This is a genomic window from Cellulomonas uda, from assembly GCF_006538705.1.
Lineage (GTDB): Bacteria > Actinomycetota > Actinomycetes > Actinomycetales > Cellulomonadaceae > Cellulomonas > Cellulomonas uda.
The window spans coordinates 1-16,421 of sequence record NZ_BJLP01000026.1 but is presented as its reverse complement, the minus strand read 5'-3'; the positions used below and the strand labels follow the sequence as shown (position 1 = coordinate 16,421).

Annotated in this window: 15 protein-coding genes and 2 tRNA genes; 11 read left to right on the top strand and 6 right to left on the bottom strand. The window is 76.8% G+C overall.

Going from position 1 to position 16,421, the window contains the following annotated elements; all coding sequences use genetic code 11:
- Positions 1-4: 4 nt before the first annotated feature.
- A tRNA-His gene (locus tag CUD01_RS08845) sits at positions 5-80 on the top strand.
- 63 nt (positions 81-143) lie between these two features.
- Here CUD01_RS08845 and orn read toward each other — a convergent pair.
- The 3 genes from orn to CUD01_RS16520 all read right to left on the bottom strand — a co-directional run bounded on the left by orn (position 144) and on the right by CUD01_RS16520 (position 1,497).
- Positions 144-800 (bottom strand): oligoribonuclease, encoded by a 657-nt coding sequence (orn, locus tag CUD01_RS08840; protein WP_268531352.1) that lies wholly within the window; start codon positions 798-800, stop codon positions 144-146.
- A 36-nt stretch (positions 801-836) separates the two neighbouring features.
- On the bottom strand, positions 837-1,118 hold the full coding sequence (locus CUD01_RS08835; protein WP_141320384.1) for a hypothetical protein: 282 nt from the start codon (positions 1,116-1,118) through the stop codon (positions 837-839).
- A gap of 205 nt (positions 1,119-1,323) precedes the next feature.
- Positions 1,324-1,497 (bottom strand): hypothetical protein, encoded by a 174-nt coding sequence (locus CUD01_RS16520; RefSeq protein ID WP_157732472.1) that lies wholly within the window; start codon positions 1,495-1,497, stop codon positions 1,324-1,326.
- Positions 1,498-1,693: 196 nt separating this feature from the next.
- Here CUD01_RS16520 and CUD01_RS08830 point away from each other — a divergent pair.
- A tRNA-Arg gene (locus CUD01_RS08830) sits at positions 1,694-1,769 on the top strand.
- 24 nt (positions 1,770-1,793) lie between these two features.
- Here CUD01_RS08830 and CUD01_RS08825 read toward each other — a convergent pair.
- Complete coding sequence (locus CUD01_RS08825; protein ID WP_094179642.1) at positions 1,794-2,552, bottom strand: endonuclease/exonuclease/phosphatase family protein; 759 nt, start codon at positions 2,550-2,552, stop codon at positions 1,794-1,796.
- 73 nt (positions 2,553-2,625) lie between these two features.
- On the opposite strand from CUD01_RS08825, the gene CUD01_RS08820 reads away from it, so the two are divergent.
- The 9 genes from CUD01_RS08820 to CUD01_RS08780 all read left to right on the top strand — a co-directional run bounded on the left by CUD01_RS08820 (position 2,626) and on the right by CUD01_RS08780 (position 14,068).
- Entirely contained in the window at positions 2,626-3,312 is a 687-nt protein-coding gene (locus CUD01_RS08820; protein ID WP_208405415.1) for a hypothetical protein, read from the top strand.
- A gap of 139 nt (positions 3,313-3,451) precedes the next feature.
- Complete coding sequence (locus CUD01_RS08815) at positions 3,452-5,293, top strand: GTPase domain-containing protein (protein WP_141320382.1); 1,842 nt, start codon at positions 3,452-3,454, stop codon at positions 5,291-5,293.
- On the top strand, positions 5,290-6,897 hold the full coding sequence (locus tag CUD01_RS08810; protein ID WP_166772104.1) for a GTPase: 1,608 nt from the start codon (positions 5,290-5,292) through the stop codon (positions 6,895-6,897). Before CUD01_RS08815 ends, CUD01_RS08810 begins: the two co-directional genes overlap by 4 nt.
- A 135-nt stretch (positions 6,898-7,032) precedes the next feature.
- Positions 7,033-7,587, top strand: coding sequence for a single-stranded DNA-binding protein (locus CUD01_RS08805; protein ID WP_094179643.1), 555 nt, complete (start codon positions 7,033-7,035; stop codon positions 7,585-7,587).
- A gap of 134 nt (positions 7,588-7,721) precedes the next feature.
- On the top strand, positions 7,722-9,404 hold the full coding sequence (ettA, locus tag CUD01_RS08800) for an energy-dependent translational throttle protein EttA (protein ID WP_141320380.1): 1,683 nt from the start codon (positions 7,722-7,724) through the stop codon (positions 9,402-9,404).
- A 77-nt stretch (positions 9,405-9,481) separates the two neighbouring features.
- Complete coding sequence (locus CUD01_RS08795; RefSeq protein WP_166772105.1) at positions 9,482-11,389, top strand: P-loop NTPase family protein; 1,908 nt, start codon at positions 9,482-9,484, stop codon at positions 11,387-11,389.
- Complete coding sequence (locus CUD01_RS08790; protein WP_141320378.1) at positions 11,386-13,002, top strand: GTPase; 1,617 nt, start codon at positions 11,386-11,388, stop codon at positions 13,000-13,002. The genes CUD01_RS08795 and CUD01_RS08790 overlap by 4 nt, the downstream gene beginning before the upstream one ends.
- 110 nt (positions 13,003-13,112) lie before the next feature.
- On the top strand, positions 13,113-13,610 hold the full coding sequence (locus CUD01_RS08785) for an acyl-CoA thioesterase (RefSeq protein WP_141320376.1): 498 nt from the start codon (positions 13,113-13,115) through the stop codon (positions 13,608-13,610).
- The gene (locus CUD01_RS08780) at positions 13,607-14,068 is read left to right on the top strand and encodes a hypothetical protein (protein ID WP_141320374.1); all 462 of its coding nucleotides are present in this window, start codon (positions 13,607-13,609) and stop codon (positions 14,066-14,068) included. Before CUD01_RS08785 ends, CUD01_RS08780 begins: the two co-directional genes overlap by 4 nt.
- Here the strand turns inward: CUD01_RS08780 and CUD01_RS08775 are convergent.
- Both CUD01_RS08775 and CUD01_RS08770 read right to left on the bottom strand, forming a co-directional pair.
- Complete coding sequence (locus CUD01_RS08775) at positions 14,016-15,674, bottom strand: SDR family oxidoreductase (RefSeq protein ID WP_141320372.1); 1,659 nt, start codon at positions 15,672-15,674, stop codon at positions 14,016-14,018. The two genes, CUD01_RS08780 and CUD01_RS08775, sit on opposite strands and share 53 nt — an antisense overlap.
- A gap of 56 nt (positions 15,675-15,730) precedes the next feature.
- Positions 15,731-16,421 (bottom strand): site-specific integrase (locus CUD01_RS08770; protein WP_141320370.1); only part of this gene is annotated, 691 nt, incomplete at its 5' end.

Sequence of the window (16,421 nt, the reverse complement as noted above, 5' to 3'; positions counted from 1 at the left end):
AGTGGTGGCTATAGCTCAGGTGGTAGAGCACCTGGTTGTGGTCCAGGGGGTCGCGGGTTCAAGTCCCGTTAGCCACCCCAGTACGACGAAGGGCGCCGATCTCGTGTCGGCGCCCTTCGTCGTCGTGCGGGTGTCCCCGCAGGTCAGCGCGTCTCGGGACGCTTGGCCACCGAGCTCGCGGCGATCTGCGCGGAGATGCGGCGTGCGGTCGTCGAGTCCGGGCCCGGGGCGGCGGGGAACAGCGCCGCGCGGTAGTAGCGCAGCTCGTCGATGCTCTCCAGGATGTCCGCGAGCGCGCGGTGGCCGCCGTTCTTGGCGGGCGAGGCGAAGTACACGCGCGGGTACCAGCGGCGCGCGAGCTCCTTGATCGACGAGACGTCGATCACGCGGTAGTGCAGGTGCGCGACGAGCTCGGGCATGTCGCGGTCGAGGAACGTCTTGTCGGTGCCGACCGAGTTGCCCGCCAGCGGTGCCTTGCCGGGCTCCGGCACCCACGTCCGGACGTACTCGAGCACCTGACGCTGCGCGTCGGCGAGCGTGGTGCCGGTCGCGAGCGCGTCGAGCAGGCCGGACGTCGTGTGCATGGTCCGCACGAAGTCGCCCATCTGCTCGAGCGCCTCCGGCGGGGGCGCGACGAGCACGTCGACGCCGTCGCCCAGCACGTTGAGCTCGGAGTCGGTGACGACCGCGGCGACCTCGACGAGCGCGTCGGCCGTCAGGTCGAGCCCTGTCATCTCGCAGTCGATCCACACGATGCGGTCGCTGCTCTCGTGGCCGTTGGGCTGGCTCGTCGTCGTCACTCGGGTCAGCCTAGGACGACGAGCGGGCCCGCGAGGTCACGTCCCGCCGTGCGAACCGGTGTGGTGGCCCGGGTGCGGGCCGGTGTGCGGGGCCTCGTCGTCGCCCTGCGGCACGGTGGACGCGACCCACGCGGCCGCCGGCACCAGGACGAGGACCGCGAGCCCGACCGTCACGGCCGTCCCGACCGACGTGCCCGCCCACCGCAGGACCACGGCGACGACGCCCGCTGCGCCGATCCCGACCAGGACGCGCTCGAGCCACGCGGCGAGCCGCGTACGCAGGTCGACGCGAGGCTCGCGTCCGGCATGCCGACCCATCAGGCGGCGCCCCCGCGCGGGCGCACGTCACGACGCCGCCCCGCGGGGACGCGCGCGTGACCTGCGTTCATGGCGACATGGTGGCACGCCCGCACCGCGCGCAGCGGGAGCCACGGGGGTGACCCGCGGACGCGAGAACGGCGGCCCCCCGAGTGGGGGACCGCCGTTCTCCTGGGTCGCGCGTGTCCGGCGCACCGGACGACTGCTACGCCCGTGCGTACAGCATCAGCAGCGCGAGGTCCGGACGGCGTTCCGGTGGATGGCTCGCGGCGTGCTCACGAGATCTGGCCCGCTCGGCGCGCGAGAGCTCGTCCTGGACGGCGCGCTCCCGCTCGACGTAGTCGGCACGGGCGAGGTCGGTGGTCATGAGGGCATGCATGAGGAACTCCTCGGGTGGGTGGGTGAAGGTGCGGCGATCCGCGACGGCACGAGCCGGGCGGGTCCGACCCGTCTCGACCACCGTGCAGGACAACCAGACCACCTCGCAGATACCCCCGTCACGGGATTTATCGCCGCCGGGCACGGGCGAGACGACCGGGGCCCGCGGGCCGGGGACCGGTACCCTGCGGCTGCCGGCCCCCGTAGCTCAGTGGACAGAGCAGCCGCCTTCTAAGCGGTCGGTCGCAGGTTCGAGTCCTGCCGGGGGCGCCAGCGGACGCGGACGGGCGCGGGGTCTCAGAACGCCGCGTCGACGACGAGCGCGCGGTGGTCCGACAGGCCGAGGTCCAGCGCGCTCGCGCGGCGCGCGCGGACGTCGGCGGTGCCCAGCACGTGGTCGAGCTGCTGGTCCGGCGCGTGCACCGGGAACGTCGCGGCCCGCGCGAGCGGGTGCAGACCGGTGACGCGCGCCGGCCGGTCGCCCGCGAGGTTGAGGTCGCCCATGACGACGCGCGGGCCCGGCATGGCGTGCGTGGCGCGCACCAGGTGCCGCAGCTGGCGCACGTTCCAGCCGGGGATGAACGTGAGGTGCGTCCCGACGACCGTGCACGGCCCCTCGGGGGCGTGCACGACCGCGGCGATCGCCGCGCGCGGCTCGTCACGCACGAGCGTGGGCCACCGGCGCCCCGGGAACAGCACGGGCGCCCGCCGGCGCAGCGCGGGCAGCGCGACGACGCGCCACTCCAGCACCGGCAGCCGGGACAGCAGTGCGATGCCGTACGCCGCGCCGGTGGGCTGGGCGTCGCCGGTGCCCGCGACCCACAGGTCCGGCTCGCCGTGCAGCGTCGCGGCGAACCGGTGGTGGGGCGCCCCCATGGCGTCCGCCGCGACGGCGGTCAGGTCCGCGCCGTGCGAGCGGGCCTGGTCGCGGTCGACCTCCTGCAGCGCGAGCACGTCGGCGTCCAGCCGGCGCACGCCCGCGGCCAGGCGGTCCAGGTCCACCCGGCCGTCGGTCGTCGAGCGGCCGTGCAGGATGTTGAACGTCGCGAGCCGCACGCGGCGATTGTGACCCGGCCGCGCGGCGGGCGCTCGGGCTGCGGGACGCCGCGGCGCGGTGTACACACGCACCATGTCCGCCCCGACCCCGCCCGCCGCCGCCGTCGCCCGCGCCGGTGCCGCACCCGCGCCCCTGCCCGAGCCCGCGGGTGCCGACACCCCCGACGCGCGGCTCGCGCTGCAGGACGCGGTGCGCCGCACGGCGGTCGCGCTGATCGACGCGCAGGTGCCGTTCGCGCTCGTCGGCGGGTACGCCGCGTGGGCGCTCGGGGCGCCCGAGCCGAGCCACGACGCGGACTTCGCGGTCGCCGAGCAGGATGCCGACCGCGCCCGCCAGGCCCTCGCGGCGGCCGGCCTCGACGTGCAGGAGCCCGCGGAGAACTGGCTGTTCAAGGCGTACCACCACGGCCAGCTCGTCGACGTGATCTTCCGCATGGTCGGTGAGCCCGTGACGCACGAGCAGCTCGCGCAGGCGCAGGAGCTCGAGGTGCTCGCGGTGCGCATGCCCGTGATCGGGGCGACGGAGATCGTCTCCGCGAAGCTGCGGGTGCTGGGGGAGCACTACTGCGACTTCACGTGGCTGCTGCCGATGGTGCGGGCGCTGCGCGAGCAGGTCGACTGGCCGCGCGTGCGCGCGGACGTGGCCGAGCAGCCGTACGCGCGGGCGTTCCTGTTCCTCGCGGACGAGCTCGGGCTCACGTCCGACGCCGAGCAGCGGTTCGCGGCCACGCCGGGGCGTGGGGCGCCGGACGAGACCTGACGCACCGGGCCGTGAGCCGGCGCGGGGACCACCCGGACGGTCGGCGCACGACCGGGGGACACCGCGCGCGGGCACCTGCGGGCGCTCACCCCCGCGTGGCGCGTTTGTGCAGGTCATCAGACGACGCGAGAATGGCGCCGTGAGCGCCAAGCCCGGCACCACCACGGCGCAGACCGCCGGGTACGCCCCCGCCGACGAGCACCCCGGTGCGCCCGCGGCCGGCGCCGACCCGACGGCGGCCGCCGGACCGACCGCGCCCGAGGCGGGTCGCGGCTCGCCAGCCGACGCCCCGGCGGGGGACGCGGCGGCGGCCGACGAGCACGCGCGGCACGCCGGGCGGCACACCGCGGACGACCCGCGCGAGATCCTCGCCCGCCCGCTCGCGGCGGGGTCGCTGCTCGACGCGGTGCGTGACCTGCGGCGGGACGTCGAGCGCACGACCTTCCCGCTCGACCTGCCCGGTACCGCGGCGGCGCGCGCGTCCCGGGCGCGCCTGGTCGACCAGCTCACCGAGCACCTGGTCCCGCGCCTCACCGAGCTCTCCGCGCCCGCGGTCGTCGTCGTCGCGGGCTCCACGGGGGCCGGCAAGTCGACCCTCGTGAACTCGCTCGTCGGGCACGAGGTGACGACCGCCGGCGTGCTGCGGCCGACCACGCGCGAGCCCGTGCTCGTGCACCACCCGGGCGACTCGGACCTGCTCGAGGCGCACCCGCTGGTGGGCACGGCCCGTGCCGTGGCGCACGACGCCGTGCCGCGCGGCATCGCGCTGCTCGACGCGCCGGACCTGGACTCCGTCCTCGACGCGAACCGTGCGGCCGCCCACCGGCTGCTCGAGGCCGCCGACCTGTGGCTGTTCGTGACCACCGCCGCGCGGTACGGCGACGCGCTCCCGTGGCGCGTGCTCCAGGACGCGGTGGAGCGCGGCGCGTCGATCGCGATGGTGCTCAACCGTGTGCCGACCGAGTCCCTGCCCGCGGTGCGCGGCGACCTGCTCGCGCGGCTGCGCGAGCACGGGCTCGCGGGGTCGCCGCTGTTCGTCGTGCCGGACCAGGGCCCGCACGAGGGTCCGCTCGAGCCGCGCGTCGTCGCGCCGGTGCAGCGCTGGCTGCTCATGCTCGCCGGGCCGGACCGCGCGCGCACCGTGATCGGGCGGACCCTGCGGGGCTCGCTCGCGGCGCTGCGGCTGTGGGTCGACGAGCTCGCCGAGGCCGTCCAGGCGCAGGCCGACGCGGCCGCGCAGGTGGGCGCGCTGCTCGACGAGGCGAGCGAGGCGCCGCTGGCGCGGGCGAGCGCCGCGGTGGCCGGCGGTGACGTCGCACGCGGCGCCGTCGGGGTGCGGTGGGCCGAGCTCACGTCGCCGCGCGGGGCGATCGGCTCGGTCGTGCGCGGTGGCAAGGTGCGCGGGTCCGGGCGCGGGCGCGCCGACCGCGAGTCGGCCGTGGCCGCGCTGCGGGCCGAGGTGACGAACGCGGCGACGACCGTGCTGACGGCGGCCGCGACCGACGCGGACGTCGACCTGCGCGACGCGCTCGCGGCCGGTCCGGCCGGGGCCGTCGCGGTGCTGGACCGCTGGGCGCCGCGCGCGACGGGCCCCGACGGTGCGTCCGAGCAGGCCGCGCGCGCGTGGGTGGGGCAGGGCGTGCGCGCGGTGCGCGGCGCGCTCGCCGACCCCTCGCTCGACAGGGCGGCCGCCAGACGGCGGGACAAGGGCGTGCGGGTGCTCGGCGAGGAGGTCGTCGCGACCGTCGCGCTGGCCGCCGCGGGCGGCGTCGACGACGCGCTGGACACGCTGACGACGCTCGTCGGGCCGGCCGCGCAGGACGTCGTCGCCGAGCTGCGCGACGACCTCGAACGGCGCGCTCGGGCGCGCGTCTCGCTCGTGCGGGACGAGGCCGCGACCCCGCTCGCCGACCCCGACCTCGCCTCCGACGCCGCGTCGCGCCTGCGCCTGCGGCTCGCCGTCATCAAGGGGCTGACATGAGCGTGCCGACGAGCGCCGGGGCCGACACCGTGTCGACGGGCGGGCCGGCTGGTGGGTCGACGGGTGGGTCGACAGACGGGTCGACGGGTGGGCCGACGGGTGAGCCGACCGGCACGCCCGTCCCTGACGCCGCGGTGAGCGTCACGGTCGGCGAGGAGACGGTCGCGCTGTCCGCGCGGGTCGCGGCGCTCGAGTCCGCGCTCGACGAGGCGGGCGAGCGCCTCGACCCGGACGCGTCGGCCGACGCCCGTGCGGCCGTCACCCGGCTGCGGGAGCGGCTCGCGCTGGGCGTGGACCACACGGTCGTCGCGCTCGCGGGCGGCACCGGGTCCGGCAAGTCGAGCCTGTTCAACCGGGTCAGCGGGCTGCGGTTCGCCGAGGTGGGCGTGCGCCGCCCGACGAGCTCGCAGGTCACCGCGTGCGTGTGGGGTCCCGGGGGCGCCCCGGTGCTCGACTGGCTAGGCGTGCAGCCCGAGCTACGGATCCAGCGCGAGAGCGTCCTCGACGGCGAGAGCGAGGCGCCCCTGCGCGGCCTGGTGCTGCTGGACCTGCCCGACCACGACTCGGTCGAGCCCGCGCACCGGGAGGTCGTCGACCGCCTGCTGCCGCAGGCCGACCTGCTCGTCTGGGTGGTCGACCCGCAGAAGTACGCCGACGAGGCGCTGCACGCGGGCTACCTGCGGTCGCTCGCGGGCCAGGACACCTCGATGCTCGTCGTGCTCAACCAGGTCGACACGGTGCGGGAGGGCGAGCGTGCGGCGCTCGTCGCCGACGTGACGCGCCTGCTCGCCGAGGACGGGCTGCCGGACGTCCCCGTGGTGGCGGCGTCGGCCGCGACCGACGAGGGCGTCCCGGACCTGCGGGCAGGGCTCGCGCGGGTCGTCGCGGGCCGCTCGCTCGCCGCGCGGCGGGCCGAGCAGGAGGTCACGGCGGCCGCTCGTCGGCTCGCCGAGGGTGTCGCCGGCCACGAGCCGGCGCCCGCGGCGCTCGCGACCGGCCCGATCGTCGCGGCGCTCGCGGAGGCCTCGGGCATGGACGCGGTGACGGACGCGGTCGCCGCGGCCGTGCGCGGACGCGGCGTGCGTGTCCCGCAGATCGTGCCCGTGCACCCGGACGCGGTGCGGCTCGCGCGGGGCTCGTGGCTCGCGGGCGCGACCGCCGACCTCCCGGAGCGCTGGGCGGCGTCCGTGCGCGAGCGCGTCGCGTCCGCGGACGCGCTCGGGCGGCACGTGGGCTACGCGCTCGGCGACGTGACGGTCGCGGTGCGGCGGTCACGCGCCGCGGCGGTGCTGGTCGCGCTCGCGGCGGTGCTCGGGCTCGCGGGACTCGTCGTCGGCGGACTCGGTGCCGGCGAGATCGTCGGCGGGGCGGGGGTCACGGGCACGCTGCGGCTCGGGGGCGTGCTCCTGGCGCTGGCGCTCGCGTGCCTGCTGGTGGGGCGCGCCGTGCGGGCGCGCGCGGCCCGGCGGGCGGCCGCCCGGGTGCGCGACGAGGGACGCGCCGCGATCGAGGAGGTCGCCCGGCAGGACCTGGTCGAGCCGACCGCGGCGGTCGTGGCGGAGCACCGGCGCGTGCGCGGGCTGCTCGACACCGCGCGCGGCTGACGCCACCCGACCCCAGCCCCCTGTCCCGCGCGGTCGGTCCCCAGCCCGGCCGGTCCGCGCCCCCCGACGGCGTCGTCGCGGCCACGCTGCCCGCACACGCCCCGGTCGAGACGGGGCCGGTCGGCAGGAGGCAGCATGAGCAACGGGACCCTCGACATCACCGTCACGGGGTGGGTCGGCAGCGAGATCACGACGCTGCCCGCGCAGGACGGGCGCGCGGCGTACACGACCTTCCGGGTCGGGAGCACGCGGCGGTGGTGGAACCGCGTGACGGGGCAGTGGCAGGACTCGCAGACCGAGTGGTTCCAGGTGAAGGCCTGGCGCGCGCTCGCGGTCAACGCGGGGCTCTCGCTGCGCAAGGGCGTGCCCGTCGTCGTGCAGGGGCGCCTGTCGACGCGCGAGTGGCAGGACCAGGGTGGCGCGACGCGCACGTCGCTCGTGCTGGAGGCGACGGCCATCGGGCTCGACCTCACGTACGGAACCGTGGCGTTCGAGCGCACGCTCTCGGGCGCCGCCGCGCTCGCGGCGGACGAGGTGCGCAGCGACCGCCCGGTGGACGTCACGCGCCTCGTCGAGCTCGACGAGGCGTCCGCGCACGACGCGCCGGACGAGCAGGCGCCCGACGAGGGCCTCGTGGACGAGGGCCACGTGCTCACGGAGGAGGCCACGCTCGCCGGTGCCACCCGGTGAGCGTCTAGGCTGGTGCATCGCGATCCCGACGACGACCGGCCGCTGCACGCGCGCGGCCGGCGTCGGCGGGTGGTCGCCGGTCGCGTCCCGCGACCCCCAGCATCCCCGAGCACGTGAGGCGGAGAACCGAGCCCGTGGCTGAGTTCATCTACACCATGTACAAGGCGCGCAAGGCGCACGGAGACAAGGTCATCCTCGACGACGTCTCGCTGAACTTCCTGCCCGGCGCCAAGATCGGCGTCGTCGGGCCGAACGGCGCCGGCAAGTCGACGATCCTGAAGATCATGGCCGGCCTGGACCAGCCGTCGAACGGCGAGGCGCGCCTGAGCCCCGGGTTCACGGTCGGCATCCTGCAGCAGGAGCCGCCGCTCAACGACGACAAGACCGTCCTCGGCAACGTCGAGGAGGGTGTGGGCGAGATCAAGGCGAAGCTCGACCGGTACAACGAGATCTCGGCGCTCATGGCCGAGCCCGACGCGGACTTCGACGCGCTGCTCGCCGAGATGGGCCAGCTGCAGGAGGCCATCGACGCGGCCGACGCGTGGGACCTGGACGCGCAGCTCGAGCAGGCGATGGACGCGCTGCGCTGCCCGCCGCCGGACGCGGACGTCAAGGTGCTCTCCGGTGGTGAGCGCCGCCGCGTCGCGCTGTGCAAGCTCCTGCTCGAGAAGCCGGACCTGCTGCTGCTCGACGAGCCCACCAACCACCTGGACGCCGAGTCGGTGCAGTGGCTCGAGCAGCACCTCAAGGCGTACCAGGGCGCCATCCTGGCCGTCACGCACGACCGGTACTTCCTCGACAACATCGCCGAGTGGATCTGCGAGGTCGACCGCGGCCGCCTCTACCCGTACGAGGGCAACTACTCCACGTACCTGGAGAAGAAGCAGGAGCGCCTCCAGGTCCAGGGCAAGAAGGACGCGAAGCTCGCCAAGCGACTCAAGGACGAGCTCGACTGGGTCCGGCAGAACGCCAAGGGCCGCCAGACCAAGTCGAAGGCGCGCCTGGCCCGCTACGAGGAGATGGCCGCCGAGGCCGAGCGCACGCGCAAGCTCGACTTCGAGGAGATCCAGATCCCGCCGGGCCCGCGTCTGGGCAACCTCGTCCTCGAGGCGAAGGACCTGTGCAAGGGCTTCGACGGCCGACAGCTGATCGACGGGCTGAGCTTCACGCTGCCGCGCAACGGCATCGTCGGCGTGATCGGCCCGAACGGCGTCGGCAAGACGACGCTGTTCAAGACGATCGTCGGCCTCGAGCCGCTCGACGGCGGCGAGCTGAAGATCGGCGAGACCGTGTCGATCTCGTACGTCGACCAGTCGCGCGGCGGCATCGACCCGAAGAAGACGCTGTGGGAGGTCGTCTCGGACGGCCTCGACTTCCTCAAGGTCGGCAACGTCGAGATCCCCTCGCGCGCGTACGTCGCGTCGTTCGGGTTCAAGGGCCCGGACCAGCAGAAGCCGGCGGGCGTGCTGTCGGGCGGTGAGCGCAACCGCCTCAACCTGGCGCTCACCCTCAAGCAGGGCGGCAACCTGCTCCTGCTCGACGAGCCGACCAACGACCTCGACGTCGAGACGCTGGGCTCGCTCGAGAACGCGCTGCTCGACTTCCCCGGCTGCGCCGTCGTGGTCTCGCACGACCGGTGGTTCCTCGACCGGGTCGCGACGCACATCCTGGCGTACGAGGGCACCGAGGAGAACCCCGCGAACTGGTACTGGTTCGAGGGAAACTTCGCCTCCTACGAGGAGAACAAGGTGGCGCGTCTGGGTGCGGACGCCGCGCGCCCGCACCGCGTCACCTACCGCAAGCTGCGCCGCGACTGAGCGACGCCCGCCGCGCCACGCGTGCCCCGGTCCGCCTCGTCGGGCCGGGGCGCGCGTGCTCGGGCAGACTGTCGAGCGTGACGGGACCCGAGGTCGCAGGCACGACGGGCGGGCGTGAGGGCCCGCTCGTCGAGGCGCTCGAGCGCCTGCGCAGCCGCCTGGTGGCGCTCGAGCTCCCGCTCGAGACGCCCCGCGTCGCCGAGGCCCGCGGCGACCGTGCGGCGGCGCTCGACCAGCTCGACGACTACCTGCTGCCGCGCCTGCGGGCGCACAGCGCGCCCCTGCTCGTCGTGGTCGGCGGCTCGACCGGGGCGGGCAAGTCGACGCTCGTGAACTCGTTGCTCGGCGTGCAGGTCTCCGCCCCCGGCGTGCTGCGGCCGACCACCCGCGCACCCGTGCTCGTGCACCACCCGCTCGACGAGCGGTGGTTCTCCACGGACCGCGTGCTGCCCGGGCTCGCGCGCGTGGTCTCGGACGCCGGTGCCGCCGGCGAGGGGCGGGCGCTGCGGCTCGTCGCGTCCGAGGTGCTCCCGCCCGGGCTCGCCCTGCTCGACGCACCGGACGTCGACTCGGTCGACGACACGAACCGCCGGCTCGCGGGCCAGCTGCTCGACGCGGCGGACCTGTGGCTGTTCGTCACCACCGCGGCGCGGTACGCGGACGCGGTGCCGTGGGAGCTGCTGCACCGCGCTGCGCGGCGGCACACGCAGGTCGCGCTCGTCGTCGACCGGGTGGACGCCGGGGCGCAGGCCGTGGCGGCGGACCTGCGCCGGCTCATGGACGGCAACGGCCTCGAGGACGCGCCGCTGCTCGTCGTGCCGGAGACCCCGCTGGTCGACGGGCTGCTCCCCGAGCACGCGGTGGGTCCGGTCGCCGCGTGGCTGACCGCTCTCGGCGCCGACGCGCCGACGCGCGAGGCGGTCGCGCTCGCGACGCGCGACGGCGTGGTGGACGACCTGGTGCGGCGGGCAGGGGGCATCGCCGATGCCGGGGACGCGCAGGTGGCCGCCGACACGCGCCTGCGCGCGGCGGTCGCGCTCGCCTACGACGAGGCGGCACGCACGGTGTCCGAGGCGACGTCGCAGGGCGCGATGCTCCGTGGGGAGGTCCTCGCGCGATGGCAGGACCTGGTGGGCACGGGGGACCTGCTCCGCTCGGTCGAGGCGGGCGTGGGGCGCGTCCGGGACGCGGTCGGGCGGTTCCTGCGCGGACGGCCCGCGCCCGCGCCGCAGGTCGAGCAGGCGATCGCGACGAGCCTGCAGGTCGTGCTGCTCGACGCTGCGGACACCGCGGCCGCCCGCAGCCACGCGGCGTGGCGTGCGGACGCGGCCGGTGCGGCGCTCGTCGGCCTCGAGCTGTCGCGCGGGTCGGCCGGGCTGCGCGCCGCGGTCGACGCCGAGGTGCGCGGCTGGCAGGCCGACGTCCTGGAGCTGGTGCGTGAGCAGGGCGCGGCCCGGCGCGGCACCGCACGCGGGCTGTCGTTCGGGGTCAACGCGCTCGGGGTGAGCCTCATGGTGCTCGCGTTCGCCTCCACGGGCGGGATCACCGGCGTGGAGGTCGGCATCGCGGGGGGCACGGCGCTCGTCGCGCAGAAGGTGCTCGAGGCCGTGTTCGGGGACGACGCGGTGCGGCGTCTGGCGGCGCAGGCGCGTGAGCTCCTCGACGCGCGAACCGCGCGGCTCCTCGACGCGGAGTCGGCCCGCTTCACGGCCCAGCTCGACGCGCTCGGTGCCGCCCACGCCGCGGGCGGCGCGCTGCGGGCGGCCGCGGACGACGTGGCGCGTGCGGCCCGCGACGAGCGGCGCGACCGCCCGACGCTCGCCGCCACGCCCGCGCCCGCGGGCAGCGGCCGGCGCCTGCGCGGTGCCGACGCGGCGGCCGACGAGCCGACCCGCGGCGACCCGGTCGCGCAGCCCCCGCGTCGAGGGCTGTGGCAGCGGCTGCTCGGGCGGCGCGCGGCCGGGACCGACGAGGAACGCACATGAGCCTCACGCTCGAGCAGCGCGCCGACGCGCTCGCCGCGGCGCTCGACGCGGGCGACGGCCGGCTCGCACCCGACCTCGTCGAGGACACCCGCGCGCTCGTCGCGCGCGTGCGCGAGCGTGCGGGGCTGTCCGCCGAGCACACGGTGGTCGCGCTCGCCGGGGCGACGGGCTCGGGCAAGTCCTCGCTGCTCAACGCGCTCGCGGCCGCCGACCTCGCCGCGACGGGCGTCCAGCGGCCGACGACGTCCCACCCGCTCGCCCTCGTGGTCCCGGCCGGGGACGGCGGCCGGGACCCGTCCGCGCTGCTCGACTGGCTCGAGGTCGACCGGCGCCACGTGCTGCCCGCGGCGACGACCGCGCTGCCGCCCGGCCTGGTGCTGCTCGACCTGCCCGACCACGACTCCGTCGTCGTCGAGCACCGCGTGCGCGCGGAGCGGCTCGTCGCACGCGCCGACCTGCTCGTGTGGGTGGTCGACCCGCAGAAGTACGCGGACGCCGCGCTGCACGAGGGGTTCCTGCGCACGCTCGTCGGGCACGACGAGGTCGTCGTGCTGGCGCTCAACCAGGTCGACCGCCTGACCCACGGCGACGCGGCGGCGGTGCTCGCGGACCTGCGGCGGCTCGCCACCGCCGACGGGATCGGCGCGGCGCGTGCCCTGGGCCTCTCGGCCGCGACGGGTGCGGGTGTCGACGCGCTGCGCGCCCTCGTCGCGGACGCCGTGCGGCGGCGCGAGGCGAGCACGCGGCGGTTCGGTGCGGACCTGCGGAACGCCGCGGCCGTGGTGCTCGACGCGTGCGGCCCCCCGGTGCGCGGCCGCACCCCCGACCCCCGCGCTCTCGTGGACGCGCTCGCGGACGCCGCCGGCGTCCCGACCGTCGTCGACGCGGTGCGGCGCGCGACCGTGCGCGCCGCGACCGCGCGGACCGGCTGGCCGCCCGTGCGCTGGGTCGCGGGCCTGCGCCCCGACCCGCTGCGGCGCCTCGGGCTCGCGCCCCGGCCCGCGCCGCAGGCCGAGCTCGCGCGCACGTCGCTGCCGCCTCTGGGCGCCGCGCAGCGCGCGCGGGCGGCGACCGCCGTGCGTGACCACGCGGACGCCGCTCTCGCGGGTGCGCCCGACGCGTGGGTGCTCGCGGCGCGCGCGCGGCTCGACCCCGCCGCCCTGACCGACGCGCGGACCGGCGCGCTGCCCGACGCGCTCGACCACGCGATCGCGCGCACACCGCTGGTCCCGCAGCGCCCGGCGTGGTGGTGGCGGGTCGTCGCAGGGCTGCAGTGGCTGCTGCTCACGGCCGCTGTCGTCGGCGGGCTGTGGCTCGCCGGGCTCGCGCCGATGGGCTACCTGCGGCTCCCCGAGCCGGACGTGCCGCAGTGGGGGCCGGTCCCCGTGCCGACCGCGCTCCTCGTCGGCGGTGTGCTGGCCGGGGTGCTCGTCGCGCTGCTCGCCGGCGTCGCGGCGCGGCTGGGTGCGCGGCGTCGGGCACGCGCGGCCGGCAGGCGGTTGCGCGCGGCCGTCGCGCAGGTCGCGGACGCGCTCGTCGTGGACCCGCTCGCGCAGGAGACGGCCGCGCTCGAGCGCTGCCGGTCGCAGGCGGCGCGCGCCGCGGCGCGCTGAGACGCCCCCCGGCGGCGCACCACGGGACGGACGTCGCGCTCGGCGGACCGGCGGACGGGGGAGGATGCGACGGGCGGGGAGAGGTGTCCGCGCGACGAGGAGGGACACGCATGGCGAGGCTCGAGGTGCCGGTGCAGCTGCGCTGGTCGGACATGGACGCGTACGCGCACGTCAACAACGTGGAGATGCTGCGCCTGCTCGAGGAGGCCCGCATCGAGGTGTTCTGGCAGCACCCCGTGGGCCCCGACGGCGTGCGGCCCGAGACGCGCTCCACCGCCGTGCTCGACGCCGGACCGGGCACGCGCGTGTCGACGTTCATCGCGCACCAGGAGATCCAGTACGTCAGGCCGCTCGGGTACCGGCGCTCCCCGGTGGTCGTCGAGCTGTGGATCGGCCACCTCGGCGGTGCGAGCCTCGACGTCTGCTACCAGGTGCGTGACCTGCCCGCGGCCGACCCGGCGTCGGTCGTGTACGCCCGGGCCGTCACGACGATCGTGCTGGTCGACTCCACGACGGGTGCGCCCACCCGCATCGGTCCCGACGAGCGCGCGGCGTGGCAGCCGTACCTCGAGGAGCCGGTCGCGATCCGCCGACGGGGCGCGCGGTGAGCGCGTCGGACGCCGAGGTCCCGGTGCCCGGGCAGGTGCTCGCGCACGCGGGGGTGTTCGCGCTGCGCGTGCCCGCGGGCTGGGCGGCCACCGGCCTGGAGGGCCACCGGTACCGCGTGCGCGGCGAGGGAGTGACGCTCGACGTCTCGGTGCACCGCGGGCCGCGCCCGGCGCCCGACGCGCGCGCGACCGTGCTGGCCCACGCGCGGGCGCAGGGCGCACCGGACGACGTGGCGGCACTCCCGCTGCACGGCGACGACGAGCCGACCGCCGAGCGCGCCGGCGTGCGGTGGTCGCACGACGAGGGCTGGCACCTCGCCGCCGCCCTGTGCCGCGGCCACGACGTCGTCCTGGTGACCGCGCTCGCGGCGGACGACGACCAGCGCGCCGCGGTCGAGCGCGTGCTCACGACCTTGGCGCCGGACGACCCGCCCCGCCGGTGGTGGCGTCGCCGCTGACCGGCGCACGCATCGAGCGCTGCGCGCTGCTCGCCGCGGCCGCGATGTTGCGCTGCATTCCCCCGAACACGACGCCGTGGAACGGCGCGACCGACCACCAGTAGAGCTGGCCCGCCAGACCGCTGGGGTGGAACAGCGCGCGCTGGGAGAACACCACCGGCGCGGTCGTCCAGGCGTCCGGGTCGCCCGCCTTCTCACCCACGGGCTCGACCCGCAGCTCCAGCCACGCGAGCCCCGGAACGCGCATCTCCGCGCGCAGGCGCAGCAGGCGACCGGGCTCGATCGCCTCGACGCGCCACCAGTCGACCGCGTCGTCGACGAGCAGGCGCCCCGGGTCGCGCCGACCGCGACGCAGCCCCGGGCCGCCCGCGAGCCGGTCCAGCAGCCCGCGCACGTGCCACGCGAACGGCCACGAGTACCAGCCGCGCTCGCCGCCCACGGCCTCGATGACGCGCCACAGCGCCGCGGGGGAGGCGTCGACCTGCACGCGTCGCTCGTCGACGTACAGCGAGCCGCCCGCCCAGTCGGGGTCGCTCGGCAGGGGGTCGGACGGCGCGCCGGGCACGGACGCCGACGACCAGCGGGTCGACACCGACGCCTCCTGCACGCGTCGCAGCGCGAGCCGGACCGCTCGTCGGAACCCCACGAGACCCTCGGGCGGGTCGGGCACGTACCGGGCGATGTCGTGCTCGCGGCACACGACCTCGTGCACGAGCGACCCGACGAGGGGCCGCGCGAGCCCACCGGGCACGGGTGTCACGAGCGACACCCACAGGCTCGACAGGCGGGGCGTGAGCAGCGGGACGCCGACGATGACCCGTCGCCGCAGCCCGGCCTCCTGCGCGTAGCCCTGCATCATGTCGCGGTAGGTCAGGACGTCCGGGCCGCCGATGTCGAACCCGCGGTTCACGTCGGGCGGCATCGCGGCCGCGCCGACGAGGTAGCGCAGCACGTCGCGCACCGCGATCGGCTGGATGCGGTTCTCGACCCAGCGCGGCACGGTCATCGCGGGCAGCCGCTCGGTGAGGTAGCGCATCATCTCGAACGACGCGGAGCCGGACCCGAGGATCACGGCGGCGCGCAGGACGGTGGTCGGCACGCCGCTGCGCAGCAGGATCTCGCCGACCTCGGCACGCGACGCGAGGTGCTCCGAGAGGACCTCGTCGTCGGGTGTGAGGCCGCCCAGGTACACGATGCGCCCGACGCGCTCCGCGGCGGCCGCGTCCGCGAACGCCTGCGCGGTGCGCCGGTCGCGCTCCGCGAACTCGCGCCCCGTGCCGAGCGAGTGGATGAGGTAGTACGCGACGTGCGCCCCGCGCAGCGCGGGCCCGATCTCGTCGGGTTCGGCCGCGTCCGCCTGCACGACCTCGACGTCGTCGAACCACGGACGCCCCCGCAGCCGGTCGGGCGTGCGGGCCACGGCGCGCACGCGGTAGCCGGCGGTCAGCAGCTCGGGCACCAGCCGCCCGCCGACGTAGCCCGTCACGCCCGTGACGACCGCGAGCGGCGCGTCGGGGCGCGGCCGGCCGTCGTCGTCGAGGCCCGGCACGAGCCCCGGGAGGCTGTGCGCGACGGGCTCGGGTGCCAGGTCGTCGTCGGTCGTCACCGTGGCAGTCTGCGGCACGGGCCCGGTGGCCGCACGGCGGGAGGTGCGCGGCACGCTCAGCCCAGCAGGCGGAGAGTCTCGCGCTCCGCGACGGCCTGCGAGCGCGTCGGGCGGATGGTCTCCCCGCGCTCCCAGAGGTCGACGACGCGCGGGTCGATGTAGGACGCCCGGCACACCGCCGGCGTGTTGCCGAGCTCCTCGGCGACGTCGCGCACGACCTGCGTGACCACGCGCCGCCGCGCACGGTCGGACGCGGGTGCGGGGCCGGCCGCCGCGAGACCGCGCGCCGCGAGCACGGTCGCGTGCCACGTGCGGAAGTCCTTGGGCGTCGCGTCGGCGCCGAGGCGCCGCTTGACGTACGCCGAGACGTCGGCGCTGGTCACGTCGCGCCAGACGCCCGCGGCCTCGTCGCGCCACGCGAGCAGCTCGGGGGAGTCGTCGCGACGACGGACGAGCGTGCGCACGAGCGCGGCGACGTCGTCGTCCTCGACGACCGTGTCCCGCACCTGGCCGGACTTGGCGGGGAAGTGCAGGTGGACGCGGCCCGGGTCGGAGTCCGTCTGCGGCGGCAGCACGCGCACGTGGTCCTTGCGCAGCGTCGCGAGGCCGTACGACCCGTGCCGCGCGGCGTAGCCCTCCCCGCCCACCCGCAGGTACGCGAGGTCGAGCAGGCGGAACGCGAGCGCGAGCGCCTTGTCGCGCGGGAAGCCCTCGAGCCGCAGGTCGCGGCGCACGTGGCGGCGAGCC

Bases quoted from the DNA above. Each gene is read 5' to 3' on its own strand.
- CUD01_RS08785 (WP_141320376.1), top strand. From the start codon at position 13,113: ATGGCGAGGCTCGAGGTGCCGGTGCAGCTGCGCTGGTCGGACATGGAC.
- CUD01_RS08810 (WP_166772104.1), top strand. From the start codon at position 5,290: ATGAGCGTGCCGACGAGCGCCGGGGCCGACACCGTGTCGACGGGCGGG.
- CUD01_RS08805 (WP_094179643.1), top strand. From the start codon at position 7,033: ATGAGCAACGGGACCCTCGACATCACCGTCACGGGGTGGGTCGGCAGC.
- CUD01_RS16520 (WP_157732472.1), bottom strand. From the start codon at position 1,497: ATGCATGCCCTCATGACCACCGACCTCGCCCGTGCCGACTACGTCGAG.
- CUD01_RS08820 (WP_208405415.1), top strand. From the start codon at position 2,626: ATGTCCGCCCCGACCCCGCCCGCCGCCGCCGTCGCCCGCGCCGGTGCC.
- CUD01_RS08790 (WP_141320378.1), top strand. From the start codon at position 11,386: ATGAGCCTCACGCTCGAGCAGCGCGCCGACGCGCTCGCCGCGGCGCTC.
- CUD01_RS08835 (WP_141320384.1), bottom strand. From the start codon at position 1,118: ATGGGTCGGCATGCCGGACGCGAGCCTCGCGTCGACCTGCGTACGCGG.